Source organism: Acinetobacter nosocomialis, from assembly GCF_041021905.1.
Classification (GTDB): Bacteria; Pseudomonadota; Gammaproteobacteria; order Pseudomonadales; family Moraxellaceae; genus Acinetobacter; species Acinetobacter nosocomialis.
Genome location: NZ_CP157432.1, coordinates 3,617,711 through 3,641,159, shown reverse-complemented (window position 1 = coordinate 3,641,159; position 23,449 = coordinate 3,617,711). Strand labels below are relative to the sequence as shown.

Annotated in this window: 18 protein-coding genes; 14 read left to right on the top strand and 4 right to left on the bottom strand. The window is 38.3% G+C overall.

Going from position 1 to position 23,449, the window contains the following annotated elements; genetic code table 11:
- Positions 1-12 precede the first annotated feature (12 nt).
- The 14 genes from pilQ (at position 13) to ABLC00_RS16970 (ending at position 19,659) form a co-directional block, all read left to right on the top strand.
- A complete protein-coding gene (gene pilQ, locus ABLC00_RS17035; protein WP_004711661.1) occupies positions 13-2,178 on the top strand; it encodes a type IV pilus secretin PilQ family protein in 2,166 nt (721 codons plus the stop codon).
- Between the two features lie 11 nt (positions 2,179-2,189).
- Positions 2,190-2,759, top strand: coding sequence for a shikimate kinase AroK (gene aroK / locus ABLC00_RS17030; RefSeq protein ID WP_006582544.1), 570 nt, complete (start codon positions 2,190-2,192; stop codon positions 2,757-2,759).
- Positions 2,760-2,787: 28 nt separating this feature from the next.
- A complete protein-coding gene (aroB, locus tag ABLC00_RS17025) occupies positions 2,788-3,870 on the top strand; it encodes a 3-dehydroquinate synthase (RefSeq protein WP_006582545.1) in 1,083 nt (360 codons plus the stop codon).
- 15 nt (positions 3,871-3,885) lie between these two features.
- Positions 3,886-4,761, top strand: a complete 876-nt coding sequence (locus ABLC00_RS17020; protein WP_002051731.1) for a hypothetical protein — start codon at positions 3,886-3,888, stop codon at positions 4,759-4,761.
- A 462-nt stretch (positions 4,762-5,223) separates the two neighbouring features.
- Positions 5,224-9,699: a glutamate synthase large subunit gene (gene gltB / locus ABLC00_RS17015; protein ID WP_170318180.1), complete on the top strand. Its 4,476-nt coding sequence runs from the start codon at positions 5,224-5,226 to the stop codon at positions 9,697-9,699.
- A 69-nt stretch (positions 9,700-9,768) separates the two neighbouring features.
- Positions 9,769-11,190, top strand: coding sequence for a glutamate synthase subunit beta (locus ABLC00_RS17010; RefSeq protein WP_006582547.1), 1,422 nt, complete (start codon positions 9,769-9,771; stop codon positions 11,188-11,190).
- A 172-nt stretch (positions 11,191-11,362) separates the two neighbouring features.
- On the top strand, positions 11,363-12,250 hold the full coding sequence (locus ABLC00_RS17005) for a metal-dependent hydrolase (protein ID WP_032011719.1): 888 nt from the start codon (positions 11,363-11,365) through the stop codon (positions 12,248-12,250).
- A 135-nt stretch (positions 12,251-12,385) separates the two neighbouring features.
- Positions 12,386-12,976 (top strand): LemA family protein, encoded by a 591-nt coding sequence (locus ABLC00_RS17000; protein ID WP_002051712.1) that lies wholly within the window; start codon positions 12,386-12,388, stop codon positions 12,974-12,976.
- A gap of 21 nt (positions 12,977-12,997) precedes the next feature.
- Positions 12,998-14,080 (top strand): YgcG family protein, encoded by a 1,083-nt coding sequence (locus ABLC00_RS16995; RefSeq protein ID WP_006582549.1) that lies wholly within the window; start codon positions 12,998-13,000, stop codon positions 14,078-14,080.
- Positions 14,074-14,634, top strand: a complete 561-nt coding sequence (locus ABLC00_RS16990; protein ID WP_006582550.1) for a TPM domain-containing protein — start codon at positions 14,074-14,076, stop codon at positions 14,632-14,634. The genes ABLC00_RS16995 and ABLC00_RS16990 overlap by 7 nt, the downstream gene beginning before the upstream one ends.
- 339 nt (positions 14,635-14,973) lie before the next feature.
- Complete coding sequence (locus ABLC00_RS16985) at positions 14,974-15,456, top strand: pilin (RefSeq protein ID WP_006582551.1); 483 nt, start codon at positions 14,974-14,976, stop codon at positions 15,454-15,456.
- A 69-nt stretch (positions 15,457-15,525) separates the two neighbouring features.
- Positions 15,526-17,181 (top strand): PglL family O-oligosaccharyltransferase, encoded by a 1,656-nt coding sequence (locus ABLC00_RS16980; RefSeq protein ID WP_033846214.1) that lies wholly within the window; start codon positions 15,526-15,528, stop codon positions 17,179-17,181.
- Between the two features lie 4 nt (positions 17,182-17,185).
- Positions 17,186-17,932 carry a TfpX/TfpZ family type IV pilin accessory protein gene (gene tfpZ / locus ABLC00_RS16975; protein ID WP_006582553.1) on the top strand — a complete coding sequence of 249 codons (747 nt, stop codon included), beginning with the start codon at positions 17,186-17,188 and terminating at the stop codon, positions 17,930-17,932.
- Positions 17,933-18,030: 98 nt separating this feature from the next.
- On the top strand, positions 18,031-19,659 hold the full coding sequence (locus ABLC00_RS16970; RefSeq protein ID WP_006582554.1) for a PglL family O-oligosaccharyltransferase: 1,629 nt from the start codon (positions 18,031-18,033) through the stop codon (positions 19,657-19,659).
- Positions 19,660-19,699: 40 nt separating this feature from the next.
- Here the strand turns inward: ABLC00_RS16970 and bfr are convergent, their stop codons facing one another.
- The 4 genes from bfr to ABLC00_RS16950 all read right to left on the bottom strand — a co-directional run bounded on the left by bfr (position 19,700) and on the right by ABLC00_RS16950 (position 23,433).
- A complete protein-coding gene (bfr, locus tag ABLC00_RS16965; RefSeq protein ID WP_000678123.1) occupies positions 19,700-20,164 on the bottom strand; it encodes a bacterioferritin in 465 nt (154 codons plus the stop codon).
- Positions 20,165-20,408: 244 nt separating this feature from the next.
- Positions 20,409-20,603: a bacterioferritin-associated ferredoxin gene (locus ABLC00_RS16960; protein WP_000289091.1), complete on the bottom strand. Its 195-nt coding sequence runs from the start codon at positions 20,601-20,603 to the stop codon at positions 20,409-20,411.
- A 219-nt stretch (positions 20,604-20,822) separates the two neighbouring features.
- A complete protein-coding gene (locus ABLC00_RS16955; protein WP_006582555.1) occupies positions 20,823-21,206 on the bottom strand; it encodes a RidA family protein in 384 nt (127 codons plus the stop codon).
- A 121-nt stretch (positions 21,207-21,327) separates the two neighbouring features.
- Positions 21,328-23,433: a bifunctional (p)ppGpp synthetase/guanosine-3',5'-bis(diphosphate) 3'-pyrophosphohydrolase gene (locus ABLC00_RS16950; protein WP_004711681.1), complete on the bottom strand. Its 2,106-nt coding sequence runs from the start codon at positions 23,431-23,433 to the stop codon at positions 21,328-21,330.
- Positions 23,434-23,449: the final 16 nt, after the last annotated feature.

Here is a 23,449-nt window from a genome sequence, read left to right as displayed (position 1 = left end):
GATGGTCAGACAATGAATCAGGTATTCCGTCAGTTTTCTATGGGGGCTGTAGCTGTTGCAATTATGCAGGCTGCATCTGCACAGGTCAGCATGACCAATATAGTACCAACGCAAGTTGCAGGTCAGGGCACAGAAATTAGAGTTATGTTTAATGGATTGCCACCACAGCCACAGGCTTACCAACTTGAAAATCCGTCACGTTTAATATTAGATTTTGATAAAGCTCAACAAAGTTTAAAACAGTCTAAAATTGCTGTTGCGACCAATGAAGCAAGCTCTGTAGATGTAACTTCAGATGATCAACGTTCACGTTTGACTGTAAATTTAAAAGATGCTGGAGCGTTTACAACACGTGTGGAAGGTAATACTTTCATTTTAAAAATTAATTCGGTCCAACCGAATAATAAACCTGTACCAGTAGTTACTGCACAACCACAAGGTATTTCAAACATTGGATTTCAGCGTGGTAGTCAGGGAGAAGGTTTAGTTGTTGTGGATCTTTTGGGAAGTAATACACCTGTAGATGTTCAACAACAAGGCAGTAAAGTTGTTATAAGAACTTTAGGTACAAAAATTCCGGCACATTTGGCGCGTCGTCTAAATGTAAATGATTTTGCAACACCAGTCTCAAGTATTGATGCTTATAATGATAAAGGTGCTGGTGTAATTACTATTCAGTCATCTGGTAGCTACGAATACATGGCATATCAGGCTGAAAATAAGCTCACAATCAGTTTGAAACGACCACAAGATAAAAATGTAACTTCTCTATATAAAACGCCAAATTATTCTGGAAATAAGCTTTCGCTAGATTTTCAAGACATCGAAGTGCGCCGTGTTTTACAGCTCCTTGCTGATTTTACGGGAATCAATATGGTGGCTGCTGATAGTGTGCAAGGTAATATCACGCTACGTTTAAAAGATGTACCTTGGGATCAGGCTCTGGATATTATTTTAAAAACTAAAAATCTTGATAAACGTCGTAATGGGAATGTGATTTGGATTGCTCCTGTTGCAGAGTTGATTAAAGCGGAAGAGGAAGAAGCAAAAGCTGTAGCGCAAAGTGTAAAACTTGCTCCGTTACAGACAGAGTATATTCAACTTAAATACGCTAAAGCTGGCGATATTATGGGTTTAATTACTCAAGGCTCAAATAATAGTAATGGCTTACAACATACTTCTGGTGGAGGAACTTCAACTTCAACCAATTTAAATACTGGCGTTGATAGTCTTGGGAATAATGTGGGTAGTTTACTTAGCCCTCGCGGTACCATTACTCAAGATGACCGAACTAATACTCTTATTATTAATGATACTGCTCAGTCGATTGATCAAATTCGAAAAATGATTGACTTGCTTGATGTGCAAGTTAAACAGGTTATGGTTGAAGCACGTATTGTGAGAGCGTCTACGTCGTTTACCAAAGAACTTGGTGTGAAGTGGGGCATTCTTTCGCAAGGTATTACCAATAATAAAAATTTGTTGGTTGGTGGTAGTGAAACAACTTTATGGAATCTGCGCGAACCTAAAAAAGATGAAACTACAGGTGGCTATAAATATACGATTGAGCGCCCAGATAATTTAAACGTTGATTTGGGGGTTTCTAATCCTGCCGGTAGTATTGCCTTTGGTCTTATTAGTATGTCGGACTTCATGTTGGATCTTGAGCTCTCAGCTTTACAAGCCGATGGTTATGGTGAAGTAATTTCAACGCCTAAAGTGATGACCGCCGATAAGCAAACTGCGAAAGTAGCAACAGGTCAACAAGTTCCATATCAAACTACGACAAATTCTGCTGCAGGCTCAACAGCTACAACATCATTTAAAGATGCATTACTAAGCCTAAATGTAACTCCAAGTATTACGCCTGACGGTAAGATTCAAATGAAATTGGATATTTCTAAGGACTCTGTAGCAGGTGCGGCCCCAAATGGTGAATTAATTCTGAATAAGAATAATATTAATACCAATGTGCTGGTTGATAATGGAGAGACCGTTATTTTAGGTGGTGTATTCGAGCAAACAACGACGAATTCTCAAACCAAAGTTCCGTTTTTTGGTGATATTCCTGTTGTAGGGCATTTATTTAGAAAAGATGTAAAGTCTGATGATAAGCAAGAATTATTGATTTTCGTAACACCACGAATTGTTAATGACACTTTAGCGAGAAATCATTAATATATTTTTTAATGAAAGCAATTGAAATAGGTGGCGCCTTGCCAAGCAAAGCGTTTGAAACCCTGCCAAATATTTATTTGGTAGGGCCCATGGGGGCAGGAAAAACAACCGTTGGACGTCATTTAGCAGAACTATTAGGGCGTGAATTCTTAGATAGTGATCATGAAATTGAGCGCAAGACAGGGGCGACTATTCCCTGGATTTTTGAAAAAGAAGGAGAAGTTGGATTTCGTACCCGTGAAACTGTGGTCTTAAATGAGCTCACTTCACGTAAAGCATTAGTGCTTGCTACGGGTGGTGGGGCGATTACTCAAGCATCTAACCGAGAATTTTTAAAGCAACGTGGAATCGTTATTTATTTATATACTCCTGTTGAATTACAACTACAAAGAACTTATCGGGATAAAAACAGACCCTTATTACAAGTTGAAAATCCTGAACAAAAATTGCGGGATTTATTAAAGATTAGAGACCCCCTGTATAGAGAAGTTGCACATTATACGATTGAAACAAATCAAGGTGCTGCACGTGATCTCGCACAAAAGATTTTGCAACTTATTCTAGCGAACAAGTTAAAATAGACGAACTGACTAGTGGTTTTATAAATTCATGCAAACTTTACATGTTGAATTAGGCGAACGCCGTTATCCTATTTTTATTGGTAGTCAACTTGACCCGAAACAGTTACTCGAGCCATATATACATGGTCAACAGGTCATGATTGTAAGCAATGTTACGGTTGCACCATTATATTTAAGCCACTATCAAGAAGCATTAAAAAGTCTGGGTAAAACGGTTGCGTCTTGTATTTTACCTGACGGCGAAAAATATAAAGATATTCAACATTTAAATTTAATTTTTGATGCATTGCTTGAAGCCGGCTTTAATCGCGATTGTACAGTTTTAGCTTTAGGTGGTGGCGTGATTGGGGATATGGCGGGTTTTGCTTCTGCTTGTTTCCAACGTGGCGTTTGTTTTGTACAGGTTCCTACGACATTGCTTTCACAAGTCGATTCGAGTGTTGGCGGAAAAACAGGAATCAATCATCCGCTTGGCAAGAATATGTTAGGTGCTTTTCAGCAACCACAAGTCGTTTTAGCTGATATGGCACAATTGAATACATTGCCAGAACGTGAGCTTTCGGCCGGTTTAGCTGAAGTGATCAAATATGCACTTTTAGGTGATGCTGATTTCTTGGTTTGGCTTGAAGAAAATATGGATGGCCTTGTTGCTAGATATGCTGATTTACTTGCAGAAGCTGTCTATCGTTCATGTGTTCATAAAGCGCGTATTGTTGCGAATGATGAGAAAGAACAAGGTGAACGCGCTTTACTTAATTTAGGCCATACTTTTGGCCATGCGATTGAGTCGTATCTAGGTTATGGTACTTGGTTGCATGGTGAGGCTGTTGCAACTGGTATGGTGATGGCAGCAGATTTATCACAGCGTTTGGGCTGGATCTCAAATGAAGATGTAGCTCGTACAAAAAAAATCATTCAACGTGCGAATTTGCCGATATCATGTCCACAAATTCCATTGGATGATTTCCTTGGATATATGGCTCATGACAAAAAAGTTCTTAATGGACAATTACGTTTGGTGTTGTTAAAGCAACTTGGACAAGCAGTAATTACCAAGGACTTTGATGTCGAATTGATGAAACAAGCTATTTTGGCGAATCAACACGGATAACAAATAAGGTAAAGCATGACTGTATCACGTACACTTTGGCAGAATGTTCAACAATATATCTGGTTGGTTGGTGGTATTGTCTGCTTATTGCTTGCTTTTATTTTTTGGGTAATTACAGATAGCAAAAAACTGGTTGAAGTTGAAAAGTCCGCTGACTCTGAGGCGCCTGTACAAATTCAACCAGAGAAAGTTGCTACAACACCTAACCTAGGTGCTTTGGCTGATGAGGTTCGTCCACTCGATTTAACTACACGTACTGTGGCTTCGGGTGAGCATGAACCTGAGTTTCGCGGTACAAAGTTTATTAATGAAAATAAAAAACAATGGACGCTTGAGTTATTTCGTGCCTCTGATGAAGATATTATTAAAAACTTTTTAAAAAATCGTACCGACCGTAATAAATTTATTTATTTCCGTTTAAGTGGGGAACAACAAGCAGAGCAGTATGTGTTGGTTTATGGCACGTTTAAACGCTCAGAAGATGCAATTCAGCAATTAACACAAATTAACCTGCAATTACCTGAGTCAGTTAAACCTCAGCCACAACAGTTCTCAAGTTATGCCTCACTGGTAAATGACTTAGGGGCAGATGAGATGAAAGGTGGCAATAATCAGCTTTATGAAGTACGTCTGCGTCCGGCTGCTTTACCTACAATTGATGAGTCATTATTGATGTCAGGAGTAGCTACGGGAACTGCCAATGCTCAGCCTAAAGCTCCTGCAACTAATTCAGCTACAAAAACTACTATTATTCGTCGTGATGCAGAAGGAAATGTGGTTGATGTACAGCAATCAAATTCTAATATTGATCAGCCTAATAGAACACCTCAAACACGAATCAATGAGGGACAACAGAAAAATGCCACAAATGAGGGCATAAAAGGGAATTAATTTATCTAATAATATGCGCAAAAATGGTGCAAACTGATTGTATGATAATATTTTTTGATCAGATGTGGTGCATATTTAGACATTTTTTAACATGATAACGCGAATAAAATAACTATATTTATAATAAATATAAGGATTTAGTCTTACTTTTTCAATATGGCACACTTTTTGCTTTATTGTTGTGCTTATTAATGTGCTGCAAACTATTTTAGCCCTCTAAGAAGTGAATTCTATGCAGAGGCGTGGAGTCCAACTGCTTTAAAAGAGTGCGAAATAAGTCAAAACATTTTTCTAGCAAAAACCAGTGTACGTAAAAATGGAACAGCGTATATTGGCTTATCAGCCCAAAATTTTTTGTTTGCGAAACATTGAGCTAACTGTCATCCGTAGGCACTATCGCAAAAAGAAGTTGTTTGTTTGACGCTCGAAAGAGCCTTATTGAAAGAAGGGTACGCTATGCACATGCCATCGCCTAATACTGTAGCTCCCGCTCAAGGTTTATATCAGCCTGATGAGTTTAAGGATAACTGTGGTTTTGGACTGATTGCCCATATGAAGGGTGAATCAAGTCATCATCTAGTAGAAACCGCGATTCACAGTTTAAGTTGCATGACGCACCGTGGTGGTATTGCCGCAGATGGCAAGACGGGAGATGGTTGCGGCTTATTATTGGCGATGCCAAAGCAATTTTTCCGTGATGAAGCAAAAAAACTAAGTGATATTACACTAAGTGAAATTTTTGCTGTGGGTACGGTATTTTTAAATATTGATCCTGCATTAGCACAGCACTCTAAAAATATTTTAACAAAAGAAATTGAGTCAGAAGGGTTACGTGTACTCGCTTGGCGTATCGTCCCTACAAATAACGATGCATTAGGTGAAATTGCGCTTCAATCTTTACCAGCTTTTGAACAAGTCATTGTGAACTGTCCAATGGGTGTAACTGAGGTTGAATTTAACCGTAAGTTATTCTTGGCGCGTCGCCGTGCGGAACAACAACTTCAAAAAGATCCGTCATTTTACGTGACTACGCTTTGCTCGACAGTTATTAGCTATAAAGGCTTGATGATGCCTGCTGCAATTGCTGAGTTCTATACAGATTTGGCAGATGAGCGCTTAAAATCGCATATCGTGGTATTCCACCAACGTTTCTCTACAAATACATTACCGCGTTGGCCTTTGGCTCAGCCATTCCGTTACCTTGCGCATAATGGTGAAATCAACACGATTACAGCAAACCGTAACTGGGCGTTAGCGCGTACTCCTAAATTTGCAAACCCATTATTGCCAGGCCTTACTGAGCTTAACCCGATTGTAAACCGTACAGGTTCGGATTCTTCAAGCTTGGATAATATGCTTGAGATCTTGGTGGGCGGTGGTATGGATTTATTCCGTGCTTTACGTATGCTCGTACCGCCAGCATGGCAAAACGTTGAAACTCTAGATGCAGACTTGCGTGCATTCTATGAATTCAACTCAAAACATATGGAAGCTTGGGATGGTCCTGCTGGTCTTGTTATTCAAGATGGCCGCCATGCGATTTGTATGCTTGACCGTAATGGCCTGCGCCCTGCACGTTGGGTAATTACTAAAAATGATTATATTACCTTAGCATCTGAAATTGGTGTTTGGGGCTATGAACCTGAAGACGTAGTTTCCAAGGGTCGTGTAGGTCCTGGTCAAATCTTGGTAGTCGATACTTTAACAGGTAAAGTACTTGATACTAAAGATGTTAGTACTCATTTGAAAAACATGCGCCCGTACCGTGAGTGGTTACGTGATCACGCGATTCGCTTAAATGCAAACCCAGAACTTGAAGAGCAACTTGTTGATAAAGGTTTAACTGGTGAAGCATTAAAAGCAGCTCAAAAAATGTTTATGGTGACATTTGAAGAGCGCGACCAGTTGTTACGTCCAATCGCTGAGAGCGGTCAGGAAGCTGTTGGTTCTATGGGTGACGATACGCCAATGGCTGTATTGTCTCGTCAAGTACGTCATGTGACCGACTACTTCCGTCAACAGTTTGCACAGGTGACAAACCCACCAATTGACCCACTGCGTGAATCAATTGTTATGTCACTTGAAACCTGTTTGGGTCGTGAGCAGAACGTATTCGAACAAGGTCCTGAGCATGCTGATCGTATCATCATCTCTAGCCCTGTATTGTCAAATTCAAAAATGCAGCAAATCCGTACAATTGAGCGTGCAGGTTATGAGGCAGTTGATATTGATTTGAACTATGCTGAAACAGAAGGTTTGCAAGCGGCAATTACGCGTATTTGTGAAGAATCTGCACAAGCTGTTCGTGATGGTAAAACCCTAATTGTTTTAACTGATAAAAACATTCGTGAAGGTTACTTACCTGCAAACGCTGCACTTGCAACGGGTGCGGTACACCATTATCTCATTAAAACTGGTTTGCGTACTGATGCAAACATTATGGTTGAAACTGGTTTTGCACGTGATCCACACCAATTTGCGGTATTACTTGGTTTTGGTGCGACTGCTGTTTACCCATACCTTGCATATGACGTAATCAATGACTTGATTGCGAAAGGTGAGCTTTTAGGTGATCCGATTCATGCACAAGCAAACTTCCGTAAAGGTATTGAGAAAGGCTTGTTAAAAGTTCTTTCGAAAATGGGTATCTCGACAGTAGCTTCTTACCGTGGTGGTCAGCTTTTTGAAGCAGTAGGTTTATCTTCTGAAGTTGTAGATCAGTGTTTTTTAGGCGTTCCAAGTCGTATCCAAGGTGCAACATTTGTTGATCTTGAAAATGACCAGAAAAAATTAGCGGCGACAGCTTGGTCAAGTCGTAAACCAATTGATCAGGGTGGTTTGCTTAAATTCGTATTTGGTAAAGAGTACCATGCGTTTAACCCAGATGTGATTAACTCACTACATAAAGCGGTTCGCTCTGGTAAATACGAAGACTTTAAAGAATATGCTGAATTGGTAAATAACCGTCCAGTAGCGACTATTCGTGACTTATTTAAGTTAAAAACAACTAATCCGATCCCAGTTGAACAAGTTGAATCGGTTGAAGATATCTTGCCTCGTTTCGACTCGGCAGGCATGTCTTTAGGTGCGCTTTCTCCAGAAGCACATGAAGCAATTGCAATTGCGATGAACACTATTGGTGGTCGTTCAAACTCTGGTGAGGGTGGTGAAGATCCTGCACGTTACGGCACAATTCGTAACTCGAAAATTAAGCAAATTGCATCTGGTCGTTTCGGTGTAACACCTGCTTACTTAACTTCTGCTGAAGTTTTGCAAATTAAAGTTGCTCAAGGTGCAAAACCAGGTGAAGGTGGTCAGTTACCAGGTGGTAAAGTGAATGGCTTGATTGCGCGTTTACGTTACTCAGTACCGGGTGTGACACTTATTTCACCTCCGCCACACCACGACATTTACTCAATTGAAGATTTGTCGCAACTGATTTTTGACTTGAAACAAGTTAACCCGAAAGCGATGGTATCTGTGAAGTTGGTATCTGAACCGGGTGTAGGTACGATTGCTGCTGGTGTTGCTAAAGCATATGCAGACTTTATTACCATTTCTGGTTATGACGGTGGTACTGCTGCGTCTCCGCTTTCTTCAATTCACCACGCAGGTTCTCCATGGGAGCTTGGCTTGAGTGAAGCGCATCAGGCACTTCGTGTAAATGACTTACGTGGCAAAGTACGTGTACAAACTGATGGTGGTTTAAAGACTGGTCTTGATGTGATCAAGGCAGCAATTTTAGGTGCTGAGAGTTTCGGTTTTGGTTCAACACCAATGATTGCATTAGGTTGTAAATATCTACGTATTTGCCACTTAAACAACTGTGCAACTGGTGTTGCAACTCAACAAGACCATTTACGTCAAGAGCACTATATTGGCGAACCACAAATGCTCATTAACTTCTTCCACTTTATTGCAGAAGAAACACGTGAATGGTTAGCGGCTCTTGGTGTAGCTTCACTTAAAGACTTAATTGGTCGTGTGGACTTACTTGAAGTATTGCCGGGTGAAACTGAAAAACATGCTCACCTTGATTTAAGTGCATTGTTAACTTCTCATCCTGCTGCTGAAGGTAAAGCGCAGTACTGTGAAGTACAAGGTAATGCACCATTTGATAAAGGTGTATTGGCTGAGAAAATGGTTGCAGAAATGCTTCCTGCAATTGAGTCAAGTGCAGGCGGTCAGTTCAACTTTAATGTCGTGAACTGTGACCGTTCAATTGGTGCACGTGTATCGGGTGAGATTGCTCGTCGCTATGGCAACTTGGGTATGGAAGCACATCCGGTTGTAATGAACCTAACAGGTACTGCTGGTCAGTCACTTGGTGTTTGGAATGCTGGTGGTTTACATATCCGTCTTGAAGGTGATGCAAACGACTATGTAGGTAAAGGCATGGCGGGTGGTCGTATCTCGATCTTCCCACCAAAAGGTTCGCCTTTCCAAACACAAAATACAGCAATTATTGGTAATACTTGTTTATATGGCGCAACTGGCGGTAAGTTATTTGCAGCTGGTACGGCAGGTGAGCGTTTCGCCGTTCGTAACTCTGGTGCATTTGCTGTTATTGAAGGTGCAGGTGACCACTGCTGTGAATATATGACTGGTGGTGTTGTGACTGTGCTTGGAAAAGTGGGTCATAACTTCGGTGCAGGTATGACAGGCGGTTTTGCTTATGTGCTTGACCTCGATAATGACTTTGTAGATTACTACAACCACGAGTTAATTGACTTAACCCGTATTTCAACAGAATCTATGGAAGATCATAAAGAGTTCTTGTTGCGTATTATTGACGAGCATATTAAAGAAACTGGTAGTGCTTGGGCTTATAAAATTCGCAATGAGTTCGATTTCTACAGCCGTAAATTCTGGCTTGTAAAACCAAAAGCTGCTAACTTGCAATCGCTTTTGAAAACTACGCAAGCTGATCCACAATAATTCCACGACTGCAAAGACATAGGCAGGTGCGGGCAACAGGGAAATCCGCGCCTACCCACGGAGAGAGACATGGCAGAACGCCTAAATAATGACTTTCAATTTCTGGATGTACCACGTCAAGATCCAGAGAAAAAAGATATTACTGTCCGCAAAGCAGAATTTGTGGAAATTTATAAACCTTTTACTTCGGAAACTGTCACTAATCAGACACACCGTTGTTTAGGTTGTGGTAACCCATATTGCGAATGGAAATGTCCTGTACATAACTACATTCCAAACTGGTTAAAACTCATTGCTGAAGGACAAATTTTCCAGGCTGCTGAGCTTTGCCATCAAACGAACACTTTACCTGAGGTATGTGGTCGTGTGTGTCCGCAGGACCGTTTGTGTGAAGGTGCTTGTACCTTAAATGATGGTTTTGGTGCAGTAACTATTGGGAATGCTGAAAAATATATTAATGACACCGCTTTTGCTTTGGGTTGGCGCCCAGACATGTCCCATGTAAAGTGGACAGGTAAAAAAGTTGCGATCATTGGTGCAGGTCCAGCAGGGCTAGGTTGTGCCGACATTTTAGCCCGCGGTGGTGTTAAGCCAGTTGTATTTGATAAGCGTCCTGAAATTGGTGGCTTACTGACATTTGGTATTCCAGAATTCAAAATGGAAAAGGATGTGATGAAGCGCCGCCGTGAAATTTTCACTGGCATGGGTATTGAATTCCGCTTAAATACTGAAATTGGTAAAGATGTCACGATTGATGAATTACTTGCTGAATATGATGCAGTATTCATGGGAATGGGAACTTATACCTACATGAAAGGTGGTTTCCCGGGTGAAGATCTTGAAGGTGTTTATGATGCGCTAGATTTCTTGATCTCTAACGTGAACCGTTGCCAAGGTTGGGAAAAAGATCCAAGTGAATACATTAGCTTAGACGGTAAAAAAGTTATTGTTCTTGGTGGTGGTGATACCGCTATGGACTGTAACCGTACTTCATTGCGTCAAGGTGCTCATGATGTAACTTGTGCATATCGCCGTGATGAAAGCAATATGCCAGGTTCTGCACGTGAAGTAAAAAATGCGTATGAAGAAGGCGTAAAGTTCTTGTTTAACCGCCAACCAATCGAAATTGTTGGTGAGAATGGCAAAGTGACAGGCGTAAAAGTGGTAACGACGCAGATGGGTGAACCAGATAGTCGTGGCCGCCGTAGCCCTGAGCCAATTCCAGGTTCGGAAGAAATTTTACCGGCAGATGCAGTTTTACTCGCGTTTGGTTTCCGTCCAAGTCCAGCAGACTGGTTTGGTAATGTGAATATTAATCTTGATGGTTCAGGTCGTGTAGTTGCACCAGAGCACCAAGAATTTAAATTCCAGACATCAAACCCGAAAATCTTTGCTGGTGGTGATATGGTGCGTGGTTCAGATCTTGTAGTTACGGCTATTTGGGAAGGTCGCCAAGCTGCTGAAGGTATTTTAGATTATCTTGGTGTTTAATCTAAAAATCATTACTAAAGTTTTTGATAAAGCCTGCTATATGCAGGCTTTATTTTTTACCGTTAATCAGTTTGATGTTTTTGGCAAATACAATAAGCTTTTTTGCCCTTTTTGGCCCCTTAGTTGCAAGAGATACTCAAAACTTCCTTCTTCACTACAGTAGGTGTTGAGCATGAACATCGCAGGTATGACGGCAGAAAAATCATATTTAAATCGTCGAAAAGCGTTGGGTATTACAGTGCGTCGCCTTGAGTTTAATCCTCAAGCAATCAAGCGCTATTATTTTGCAAATTCGCCTTTAATGTCCCATTTTTTAACTGCACTCTCTTCAACATTTCCCGTAGGAGAACAGTTTTTTGTAAATAGCGTGCGTAATGTACGTGACAAAGTTTCCGATCCCCAATTGCAGGCACAAATTGCAGCTTTTATTGGACAAGAAGCGATGCACTCAAAAGCGCATGGTGAATTTAATGAGGCTTGGCGCCGTGATGATTATAATCTGGATCGTTTTCAGGCTTGGTTGAATGAGCGTGATAAATATTTAAGAACAATTTCTCCTAAGCTACAGCTGGCATTGACATGTGCATTTGAGCATTTTACGGCTTTGCTTGGAGGGTATATTTTACAGCATCCTGAATTATTAAAAACTTTGGACCAAGATGCGCTAAAGCTTTGGGTCTGGCATGCGATTGAGGAAATCGAGCATCGTTCAGTTGCATTTGATGTGTACCAACATGTATATGGTGATGATCGTATTCGCCGTTTACTCATGCGTAGTGTTACTACGGGATTTGCGAGTCTTGCTTTCTATGGTACGACGCGGTTATTTTGGCAAGATAAATGGAAAAGCTTGCCTAAAGTCGGAGGTAACTTATTTGGGCTATATTTGCTTGCTAAAATGCTTATACAGCTAACTCCTGAATATTTTGCTTATTACAGAAAAGACTTTCATCCGAGTCAAAAAAACTATGGCCAGATGGTCGATTACTGGAAGAGTTATTTGGCGGATGAATATCAAATGACAAGTTTCCAAGAGGAAACAAAGTTAAGGCCAAGCTAGAATAAAAAAACCGGATTTAAAGATCCGGTTTTTTTTTAAATCTATAAAATAAAAGCAACACAATAATGCCAAATTCATCATACAATCGAGACAAGAGGTTAAAAATATAAAGAAAAACTTGAGGATAAAGTGACGATGAAAACGTTTAAACAACTTGTAATCGCGACAACACTTGCAAGCACCTTACTATTTTCCGGCTGTGGCTATAATACTTTACAGGTCAAAGATGAGGCTGTAACAGCGGCTTGGTCTGAGGTACAGAACCAATATCAACGTCGATCAGATTTAGTACCAAATCTTGTAAATGTAGTTAAAGGTTATGCTAAGCACGAAGAGCAAGTATTAACTGAAGTAACTCAGGCACGCGCAAATGTAGCAGGCTTGAAGGTTGATAAAGAAGTATTGGAAGACCCAGCATTACTTGAAAAATATCAACAAGCGCAAAGCCAGTTAACTGGTGCGTTATCTCGACTGATTGCTGTTTCAGAAAATTACCCAGACTTAAAAGCCAATACCCAATTCCAAGAGTTACAGGTTCAGCTTGAGGGTACAGAAAACCGAATTGCTGTGGCACGTAATCGTTATATTACAACTGTTCAAGACTATAACTCTTATGTCCGTCAGTTCCCACAAGCTGTAACAGCGAAAGTGATTGGTATGCATCCAAAAGCTAATTTCTCTGCAGAAGCATCGGCTCAGCAGGCTCCAAAAGTTTCTTTCGATTAATTTAAATCAGGGAAGAGCCGCATGAAAAATACTATATTGCTTCAGTTTAAGCAAATTAAGGTGTTTGTTATTACCTTAATAGTGCTCTGCTGCAGTGTTCTGTTTCAGAGTGCGGCTTGGAGTGAGAATAATATTGCCACTGCTACAGATGAAACTGATACTGTGGTGGCAGGTAAAATTATTCAACAGCAGCAAGCTCAAGCATCGGAACCTAAAATCAATGAGCAGGCTGCTTCAAGTGCCGCGCCTCAAGCTCAGGTTGCGAATGACATGGCTGATGGTGAATCAATTCGCGGTTTACCAACATTAAATCAGCCTGTTATTGATCAAGCCAATATTTTGAGTGAAGCTGAAAAGCAGCAACTCAATCAGAAAATTTTAAATCTATACCAGCAAGGTAAGGCACAAATAGGTATTGTGATTGTACCGACTACAGGCCAAGAAGATATATTTGATTACGCTTTACGTGTCGGCGAAAAATGGCAACTTGGTTCGAGTAAACGAGATAATGGTTTACTTATCGCAGTTGCAATTAACGATCATAGAATACAAATTTTGACTGGTTATGGTTTAGAAGGTGTATTGCCTGATATCGTTGCAAGTCGAATTATTCGAAATCAAATTACACCTTATTTTAAACAAGCCCAATATGCTCAAGGCTTAAACGCTGGTCTTGATGAAATCGGAAGGATTTTAAATCTAGATCCGGAAGTTGCTCAGCAAGCTGCTCAAGATTTAAAAGAGCGCCAACATCAGGCTGCCGAAGAACAACAAGCCAAACAAACTACTTTGACAATGGCGTTGTTTATTCTTATTGCCGGAATTATAGGCTCTTTTATTGTTGGTCGACCTCTTAGTGCTTCTACAGCAGGTGTTGCTGCCGCGGTAGCAGGCTTTGTAAACGGTGCTGGTTTGGTCACTAGTTTATTACTTGGATTTGGTATTTTCTTTTTACTTATTACCTCAATTGCCCAACTTATTTTACAGGCTATTTTAAGTGGTTCTGGTGGTGGTGGACGCGGAGGCGGCTTCGGTGGTGGAGGCGGCGGTTATGGCGGCGGCGGAGGTCGTTTTGGTGGTGGAGGTGCTTCAGGGTCATGGTAACAACATCAGAAACAACACAAATTATTACTCATCCAAAAATTGAGGAATATGTAGAGCCAAGTTTAAAACGTTGGTTTAAGCATCTTTGCTATTTTCCTGCTAGTAGCCGCTATTTTAGTAAAAGGGATAAACAAGCTATTGCTGAAGCTGTTCAACAAGCAGAACTTGGTCATGTGGGTGAAATACAGGTTGTTATAGAAGGGCATATTCCTTGTTCACAAGCATATAGACAGAACACGCGCTTAAGGGCACAGCAATTATTTGCAGAACTTGGGGTTTGGGATACTGAACTTAATAGCGGTGTACTGCTCTATTTAAATTTATGTGAACGCACAGTAGAAATTATATTTGATCGTGGTATTCGAAGCGCGACGACTGAGCAGGTATGGCAACAGATTTGTGAGTCTATTGTGCAGCAGCTTAAACAAAAGAAGTATCTACAAGCTGTAGTGATTGGGGTTCAGCAAATTGGTGATGTGATGTCTCGGTTTTACGATGAAAATATGCCAGATCAGAATAATGAATTGGGTAATGCACCTATCATTATTAATTAACTTATCTACACAAACTCTAGCTGTTTTAAAAAATTTGGACAATAAACTGACTGACAAAAAATGTCATCTAATTATGTATTTTTAAAGAGATTTTTGTCACATTAAAAAGTAAAAAAAAGAAGTAGACTGTAAAGAAATTTTTATTAGTGATTTAATTCTAAAAAAATTATAATGACAATTTTTGTCACTTATTTACTGCTTTAGCATTTCAAATAAGTTTAAAATATTTATAAGTTTTTGTTTTTTAATGAAAATAAAAGTTGGCATGGTTGCTGCTATATATTCTATAGCTCAAAAAGCTTATATAAAAACATACATACAATCTTTGGGGAAAAGGCTATGAATGCACAAAAAGGTTTTACATTAATCGAACTCATGATCGTTGTAGCGATTATTGGTATTTTAGCAGCTGTCGCATTACCTGCATATCAAGATTATACAGTTCGTGCAAAAGTATCTGAGGCAATTTTAGCTGGTTCAGCATGCCGTACGACTGTAACTGAAGTTTATCAATCGGCAAGTGGTTCTTTACCAGCAGCAAATGGGTGGGGATGTGAAGTTGGTTCTACTACAAGTGCAGCTTCTAAATATGTGCAGCAAGTACAAACAGATCAAAATGGTGTAATTACTGTAACTACTACAAATGACTCATCTTTAAAGGCTGCTGGAAATAGTACGATTGTTATGACACCAACTTTAGCTAATGGTACTGCTATGACAAATACAAATATTGGTACTTCTGTTGGTGCGTGGAAATGTGGCCCAGGTACTACAAATCCTATGCCTACAAAATTTTTACCAGGTTCATGCCGCGGTGCTTAATTAATAGCTTAGTCATATAGAGGGGATGTTTATACATCCCTTTCTTTTTATTCTAAACAAGAAATTATTATGTTAGTAAGATATGTTTTTATTTTTGCAGCATTTTTAATGAGTGCTGCTTGGTTGATTCCTAACCATTATATGCCTTGGCTTGCTGCACATAGTGATTTTCTTGCATTTTTAGCATTATTAATTTTAAGTATAGTTTTTGTCAAACAAAATCAAATAATATTGTTACCTTTGCCCTTTATATATTTATCTTTAAGTGCTTTTATTCCAATTTTACAGTTTATGGCAGGTAAGATATTTTTTTTAGGAGATGCTTTAATAGCGGTTGTTTATATATTAGGTTTTGTTCTTGCTTTATTATTTGGTTTTTTAATAGAGAGAAAAAATAAAGAAATTTATAATTGGTTGTTTTTTCTTATTTTATTTAATGGTTTAATCAGTGTTTATATTGAAATTAATCAATGGTTGTTATTAAGTAATGGGAGTATATGGTTTGTTGATCTATCTCAATCATCTAGACCTTATGCTAATTTCGCTCAACCTAATACATGTGCAACTTTTCTTTCAATGGGGTTGATATCAAGTTTATATATTTATGAAAAAAAATATATTAATAAAATTGGCTTTGTTATAATTGGTACTGTTATTTTGTTTGGTATTGCATTAACTCAATCGCGTACATCTTGGATATTTATTTCACTTTTTATAATTTGGTGGTTTTGGAAAAAAAATTACTTAAAAACAAGATTAAATAAAAATTTATTATTTTATTTTTTAATTATTTATATCGTTTTTATATTGGTTTTGCCGAAATTTTCAAGTTCATTGGGAGTAATTGGCACAGCTGATATCATAACTCGTAGTACAACTGGCTATTTACGTATTCCAATGTGGAAACAGATGCTAATAGCAATAAAAGAGCAACCCTTATTTGGTTATGGATGGAATCAGGTGAGTGTCGCACAATTATCTGTTTTTCTAAAATATCCAACAGATGAGTGGGTTGAACATAGTCATAATATTATATTAGATATATTTATATGGAATGGAATACCATTAGGTATATTAATTGTTGGTTTTATTGGGTGGTGGTTATATCAATTAAGTAAACTAGCTATTTCTATAGAAGCTTTTGCTGCTTTATCTATGGTAGGGGCAGTTTTAGTTCATGCAATGTTAGAGTTTCCATTGGAATACGCCTTTTTTCTTTTACCGGTTGGATTTTTATTAGGCTTGGTACAGGGTGAAAATAATACTGTAAAAACTATAAGCGTGAATAATAAATTATTTTATATATTTATAGTTTTTGCTTTTTCTTTATATATTTGGATTTTTCTAGAATATAAAGCTATTGAAAAAGATGTTCAATTAGCACGTTTTGAGTCTCTTAATATTGGAAATATTCATGCTAATCAATCTGCTCCTAAAATTTTATTACTTAGTCAACTTCGAGACCAGCTAAAATTTATTCGTACACCTCCTGTAGCTCATATGTCAAAAGATGAATTAAATTGGATGAAATCAGTATCATATCGTTATGCTACACCCACTGCTTTATATCGTTATGCACAGGCCCTTGCTCTTAATAACCAGCTTCATGAAGCAAAAAAGCATTTATTGATTATTGAAAAATTACATCATAAGAAATTTAGTACAGAATCTTTATATCAGGTTAATGATTCATTGATATTTGGTTGGAAAAACACGGGGAAATGAAACTATGAAAAAATTATTAACAATGAGATCTAAATTCTTTTTTTACCATTTGTTAATTTCTTTCTTGTTCGCTTTTTTAATTCTTCTGTGGGTATTTTTTATTTGGTATCCTCAACCTTTAGCTAAAGCTGTTGGTGTTATACAAATTTTTTTAATGATGATAGCTATAGATGTTATATTGGGCCCTACTTTAAGTTTTTTAGTATATAAAGAAGCAAAAAAAACACTTAAATTTGATTTAGCAGTAATTATCCTTATTCAAATTTTGGCCTTAGGGTATGGTTTATATAGCATTGCTCAAGGTCGCCCTGCTTGGTTAGTTTATAATGTAGATCGTTTTGAACTTGTACGTAATAATGAAATTATTGAGCCCAATATTCAAATAATTCAGCCACAATTCCGATATCCTTCTTGGTTTACTCCGCAATTTGCCGCTGTTGAAATACCAGAAAATAAGGAACAACGTACTAAAAGTATGTTTGAAGAAATATTTAGTGGTATTTCTTCTGCTCAACGACCAGAACTTTATATTGATTTAATTCAAGTTAAGTCACTTATGCAGCATAAAGTTCAAAATTTAAAAGAATTAGAGAAATTTAACTCTAAACAAGATGTAGAAAATATTTTGAAAAAATACCCAGAAGCGAATGCATGGGTTCCTTTAAAAGCAAATGCTATAGATATGGTTGTTTTAGTGGATAAAAACTCAGCTCAAGTGGTTAAAATTGTAGACTTACGACCATGGAAATAAGTTAGGAAATCTTGTGAGAAGATACATATACAAGCTAATTCTTCTCACTTTCTTCCATGTATAATTCTTCTCAAGTTTTTGGTCTGTAACCTGTCACTATGCAAGTATTCTTTTTATTCCTCGCAGCAATCCTGTTAGGTTTTGCATGGCTATCTCCATTTCACTATAACCCTTGGGTGATGTTTTCTAGTGAAATGAGTACCTTTGCGGCAGGTCTAAGTGCCGTAGCTGCACTTTTTTATCAAAATATAAAAATTCCGCGGGCGCAATTATTACTATTGCCATTTATTTTAATTCCAGTGATGCAGTGGGCTTTTGGTCTGGTTTTTGATTTTAGTACAGCTTTGTTAAGTTCACTTTACTTATTAGGCTTTTGGTTTATGGTTGTGGCTGGCTATAACCTGTCATTAGATTATCAGCAGCGGGACCAAATTTTTACAGGGTTTAGCCTGCTTACCGTCATTGTTTCAGTTGCAACTAGCTTTATTGCGGTTTGCCAATGGTTAAATATTGATACACATTTTGCATATATGTTGCATTTGATTGGTAATCGTCCATACGGTAACTTTGGCCAACCCAATAATATGGCAACCTTTCTCATTATGGGGTTATTAGGATGCTTATATTTATATGAAAAGAACAAGGCTTCAGTTTGGTTACTCTTGCCATCAGCACTAACTATTTTATTTGCAGTTGTCCTAAGTCAATCACGCACTTCTTGGATTGTTTTTCCATTTTTACTCACCTATTGGGCTGTTAAGCAATTTAACAAACCGAAGCGTTTTGGACTTTTTCAAGGCTTATTATGGTGTGCTGGCTTTTTCCTCATGGCGGGCTTAGTTTTACCGTTTCTTACAAGCTTAATTGATGCATGGTCGCATACAGATATAACTCAGGCGAGTAGCTTGGCTGAACGGGCAAGTTCTGGTTATTTGCGTTTTAATATCTGGACGCAAATGTTACTCGCTGTACAGCAACATCCTTGGTTGGGATGTGGGTGGAATCAAACTAGTGTTGCTCAAATGTCTGCTTATACTCTTTTCCCAACAGCAGAATGGACGACTAGTGCTCACAATGTATTGCTAGATCTTATTATTTGGAATGGTATTCCAATTGGTATCGTGATTATTGCTTACTTTACATGTTGGTTGTTTTGGTTAAATCAACAAGCGAAAGAAACAATTTCGATTATTGCAGTGATGATGGTCTGTACAGTACTTATTCATGCCATGTTAGAATTTCCGCAGCGTTATGCTTATTTCTTACTGACTTGTGGCTTTTTATTGGGTGTAATTCAAGCACAGACTCCAATACTGAAAGGTTTTGTACTAGGTAAACATCTTCTGCATTTAATTTGGGGTGTTACCTTAATACTTATGATCGCAATTTGGCGTGATTACAACGTATATGTCATGAATAGTAATTTACTATTTAAAAATAAGCAGCCAAATGCCGAGCTTATGGGAAGTGACCAGATTTTTGTTCTAACCCAATTTGAGCAGCGTTTAAAGTGGATTGCGCTTAATCCTCATGTAACTTTATCTGAAGCAGAGTTAATTCAATGGGGAAATTTTGTGAAGAACAAAGCAACCCCCTATAATTTACGTAAATATGCTCAGTTACTTGCTTATAATGGAAAAATAGATCAGGCAGAGCGACAAATATTTATTTTGCAGCACCTTTATGGACAGCAAATAACACTGCCGCAATTATTAAAAGATAAATAAAAAAATCCCCTTGTATTCAAGGGGATTTTTTTATAAGAAATTACATTTGGCTCTGGATATAGTTTTCGATACCAACGCTACCGATAAGGTCAATTTGAGTATCTAACCAATCCCAGTATTCTTCTTCTTTTTCTAAAATTTCTTGTACCAAATCACGTGTTACATAGTCTTGCTCTGTTTCAGCTAATGCAACTGCTTTTTGAATAGCTTCAATGTTTTCTTTCACTTTGCGAATATCACATTGCAGAACTTCTTCTGTATGTTGACCGATATACAATTTACCTAAGTGTTGAAGATTAGGGAGACCTTCTAAAAATAAGATACGTTCAATAATCTTGTCGGCATGCTTCATTTGACGAATTGATTCTTTATATTCAGCAGAACCGAGTTGTTCAATTCCCCAGTCATTAAACATGCGAGAGTGTAAAAAGTATTGGTTAATTGCAGTTAAATGATGATACAGCACTTGGTTAAGCTGATTGATTACATCACGATTGCCTTTCATTGTAGCTACTCCAAAACAATTTCTGCCTTAATCCAATTAAGGCAATCTATGAATTCATTTTAGTGAACATTCACAGATATGGCGAGTAATTTATAGAACAGCAAATGAAAATCGCAATCAAAAACAACACAATATTGGTAAAGCTGAATTTCCTTCCAAAAAAAACCGCTTGAATGAGGAACAATTAACGTTCCGCAAAAAGCGGTGGAGGAGTCAATAATTTACTGTTAAATACTAATTTTTATCATGCAGCTACAGAAATGCGCGCAGCAATTTCTGCTAATTCTTCACTAATAATAGCACGTGCTTCTGGTGCACAGCGTCCACAGCAAGTACCGAGGTCAAGCAAATCGCGAATTTCACGATAGCTTTCAGCGCCATTTTCAATAGCGTCTTTAATATCCTGATCGGTAATGCCACGACACAAGCAAACGTACATGGGAGTAATCCCCAAATATAAATGCGATAATTGATATTATTGATAATTATTATCGTTTTTCAATGAAATTCATTTAAAATCTCATTTATCTTTATTGGGATTTTGGATAAAAAAATACCGCCTAAGCGGAAATCTAATGGTTGTTTAGATTTCTAAGCATAGCGGTATCTAATTTTAGAACTAAATATTTAAGGATTAATCTGTAGCTAAATCTTTATCTTATTGATTAATAATTACAATTCCATCCATTTCTACTAATGCGCCTTTAGGTAGACTTGCTACCCCAAGTGCTGCACGAGCTGGGTATGGCTGAGCAAAATATTCGCCCATAATTTGGTTTACAAGCTGGAAATTAGATAAATCAGTAAGGAAAATATTGAGCTTTGCAATATCTGCAAGTGAGCCACCCGCAGCTTCACATACTGCTTTGAGATTATCGAATACACGGCGGATTTGAGCTTCAATACCGTCTACAAGATCCATACTGTAAGGGTCTAAACCAATTTGCCCTGATAGATAGAGTGTGTTACCTACTAAAATAGCTTGAGAATATGTGCCGATAGCAGCAGGGGCATTTTCAGTATGAATGACTTGGCGGGACATTTGGTTCTCCTTGATTAAATCTTTTTCCATCATAATCGATGATAGGTTTTGACAAAAGTATCATCGATTTAATTAATTAGGTGCTTATGGAAAGTTAGATTTTAGTAAAGTAGAACAATTTTTAGCTGACTTTAGAAACTTCTGCTTGTGGAGCAGGGGCATCCAAACGCTCAATACGTGGGAATCCATAGTGCATTCGTAAATCACGAATGACTTTCGCAATATGTTTACGATTGTTGACTACAATATTAACGAAAGTACGCTGCTCATTGGAATGCACCATTTCCACCCCCGCATTATTTTTACGGCATTGATAGATGAGATCTGATACCTGTTCATCATTCATTGCCATATAAATCGCAAGGTAGGCTGTAAATCGTACATCATCTACATCATCTGCTTTCCATTGAAGCGGCATAATATTTTCTGGATGTAGATGTTGTTCATGAAGTAAATTATGACAACGAATACGATGCACAATTAGGCCACGACGTGTTAAATGACCTTGAATTAAATCACCTAAAATTGGGTTACAGCAGTGAGCATATTTAACATCGATACCTTCAGTACCTTGAATTAATCGGTCCGAATTTTCTACTTGTGGATGTTTATCATTTGCAAACAAATGGTTGGCTACAAGTTGAGGAAGTAAATCTCCAACTGCAATTTGCTCAAATAATGCATTTTTATTGTCAATATGACGCCATTGTAAGAGGTCTAGCCAATCTGCATCTGAAAGGTCGTTGATTGAGCGATTAAATAGTTTCAGCGCGCGTGAAAGTGCTTGGGCACCGACTAAGCGTTGTTCTTCAATATCTTGATCTTTGAGCACGTGTTGTAAAGCACGACGAGCTTTCTGAGTATTAATAAAGCTAAGCCAATCTGGATTTGGTGTTGCTAAAACATCAGTAATAATTTCAATAACTTGCCCACTGACTAGGGGGGTTGAAAGTGGCTTAATTTCACCATCAACTTTCGCACCTACCGCATGGTTACCCAAGAAAAGACTAGCTGAATAGGCAAAATCAACTACTGTTGCACCTTGTGGTAATTCATGTAATTGACCATGTGGGGTATAGACCCAAATTTTTTCTTGATGTAGATAATCAAGTAAATCGTTAAAAGTTGTCTTAGCGCATTCACTATCAATGAGTGTATTTAAATTTTGCATTGATGCCTGAATGGCAGAGCGACAAGTTTGTGGAGCATTTTCACCTAATACCACACCAAAACGGGCAGCTTTACGCATCAATTCAGTTTGGATGGTGAGTGATAGCGTAGTTTTTTCGCCTTTGAGCTTGATCAGTAAAGACTGATTCCCGCCAGGTAGTGGACGGCGGATATGATCTTGATACTGGATGACTTGGAAATTTTCTTTTAATGCTGCCACTAAGCGGTCGCAGTCAGCAATAGACTGTAAAACGATTTCAAAAGCATGACTATGAGTCAGCTCTTGTAAATCCATTTCGTTTTTAACGAAATGGCGTAATAACTCAATATTATTATTTTTCTTTTTAATGCGACCTTGAATGTGATAGTTGTGCAGAAGCTCTGCAAGATTTTGTTCCCAAATACTTTGATATTTACATCGTTCGGGTTTGGTTTGAAGTAAAGCATTTTGAACGTTATCAAACATATCTAAATCAAGATTTTGATAACATAAATTTTCAAGATTATCAGCCATCTCATTCATGCCGACTAATCTTGCCATAGGTACAAAAATATCAAAAGTTTCTTGCGCGATACGAGCACGTTTATCGGGACGCAGAGCACCCAATGTGGTCATATTATGATAGCGATCAGCTAATTTAATAATAATAACGCGTGGATCTTGTAAGGTTGCTTGCAGAATTTTTCTGAAAGATGCGGCTTTATTATATTCTTTATCGCTTGACTGGCTTAGCTTAGTTACGCCATCAACGAGTTCTGCAACTGTTTGCCCGAAGCGCTCAATAATATCATCTTTGGTATATTGAGTATCTTCAATGACGTCATGTAAGAGCGCTGCCATTAAAGTTTCCGGATCTAAACGCATATTAGCTAAAATACAGCTGACCGCAATAGGATGCAGAATATAAGGTTCACCACTTTTACGGGTAATACCAGTGTGTGCCAGATCTCCAAAATCACAGGCAGCAAGCACTTTCTCGACTTCACTTACTGATAAGTAAGGTTCGATAATTAATTTGAGCTGTTGCTTGGCTTGGCTGACCTCTTCGCCTGGCATAGACCACCCTTTTTCT

Coding starts and splice junctions, on each gene's coding strand:
- pilQ (WP_004711661.1), top strand. CDS start 13: ATGAATCAGGTATTCCGTCAGTTTTCTATGGGGGCTGTAGCTGTTGCA.
- aroK (WP_006582544.1), top strand. CDS start 2,190: ATGAAAGCAATTGAAATAGGTGGCGCCTTGCCAAGCAAAGCGTTTGAA.
- aroB (WP_006582545.1), top strand. CDS start 2,788: ATGCAAACTTTACATGTTGAATTAGGCGAACGCCGTTATCCTATTTTT.
- ABLC00_RS17020 (WP_002051731.1), top strand. CDS start 3,886: ATGACTGTATCACGTACACTTTGGCAGAATGTTCAACAATATATCTGG.
- gltB (WP_170318180.1), top strand. CDS start 5,224: ATGCCATCGCCTAATACTGTAGCTCCCGCTCAAGGTTTATATCAGCCT.
- ABLC00_RS17010 (WP_006582547.1), top strand. CDS start 9,769: ATGGCAGAACGCCTAAATAATGACTTTCAATTTCTGGATGTACCACGT.
- ABLC00_RS17005 (WP_032011719.1), top strand. CDS start 11,363: ATGAACATCGCAGGTATGACGGCAGAAAAATCATATTTAAATCGTCGA.
- ABLC00_RS17000 (WP_002051712.1), top strand. CDS start 12,386: ATGAAAACGTTTAAACAACTTGTAATCGCGACAACACTTGCAAGCACC.
- ABLC00_RS16995 (WP_006582549.1), top strand. CDS start 12,998: ATGAAAAATACTATATTGCTTCAGTTTAAGCAAATTAAGGTGTTTGTT.
- ABLC00_RS16990 (WP_006582550.1), top strand. CDS start 14,074: ATGGTAACAACATCAGAAACAACACAAATTATTACTCATCCAAAAATT.
- ABLC00_RS16985 (WP_006582551.1), top strand. CDS start 14,974: ATGAATGCACAAAAAGGTTTTACATTAATCGAACTCATGATCGTTGTA.
- ABLC00_RS16980 (WP_033846214.1), top strand. CDS start 15,526: ATGTTAGTAAGATATGTTTTTATTTTTGCAGCATTTTTAATGAGTGCT.
- tfpZ (WP_006582553.1), top strand. CDS start 17,186: ATGAAAAAATTATTAACAATGAGATCTAAATTCTTTTTTTACCATTTG.
- ABLC00_RS16970 (WP_006582554.1), top strand. CDS start 18,031: ATGCAAGTATTCTTTTTATTCCTCGCAGCAATCCTGTTAGGTTTTGCA.
- bfr (WP_000678123.1), bottom strand. CDS start 20,164: ATGAAAGGCAATCGTGATGTAATCAATCAGCTTAACCAAGTGCTGTAT.
- ABLC00_RS16960 (WP_000289091.1), bottom strand. CDS start 20,603: ATGTACGTTTGCTTGTGTCGTGGCATTACCGATCAGGATATTAAAGAC.
- ABLC00_RS16955 (WP_006582555.1), bottom strand. CDS start 21,206: ATGTCCCGCCAAGTCATTCATACTGAAAATGCCCCTGCTGCTATCGGC.
- ABLC00_RS16950 (WP_004711681.1), bottom strand. CDS start 23,433: ATGCCAGGCGAAGAGGTCAGCCAAGCCAAGCAACAGCTCAAATTAATT.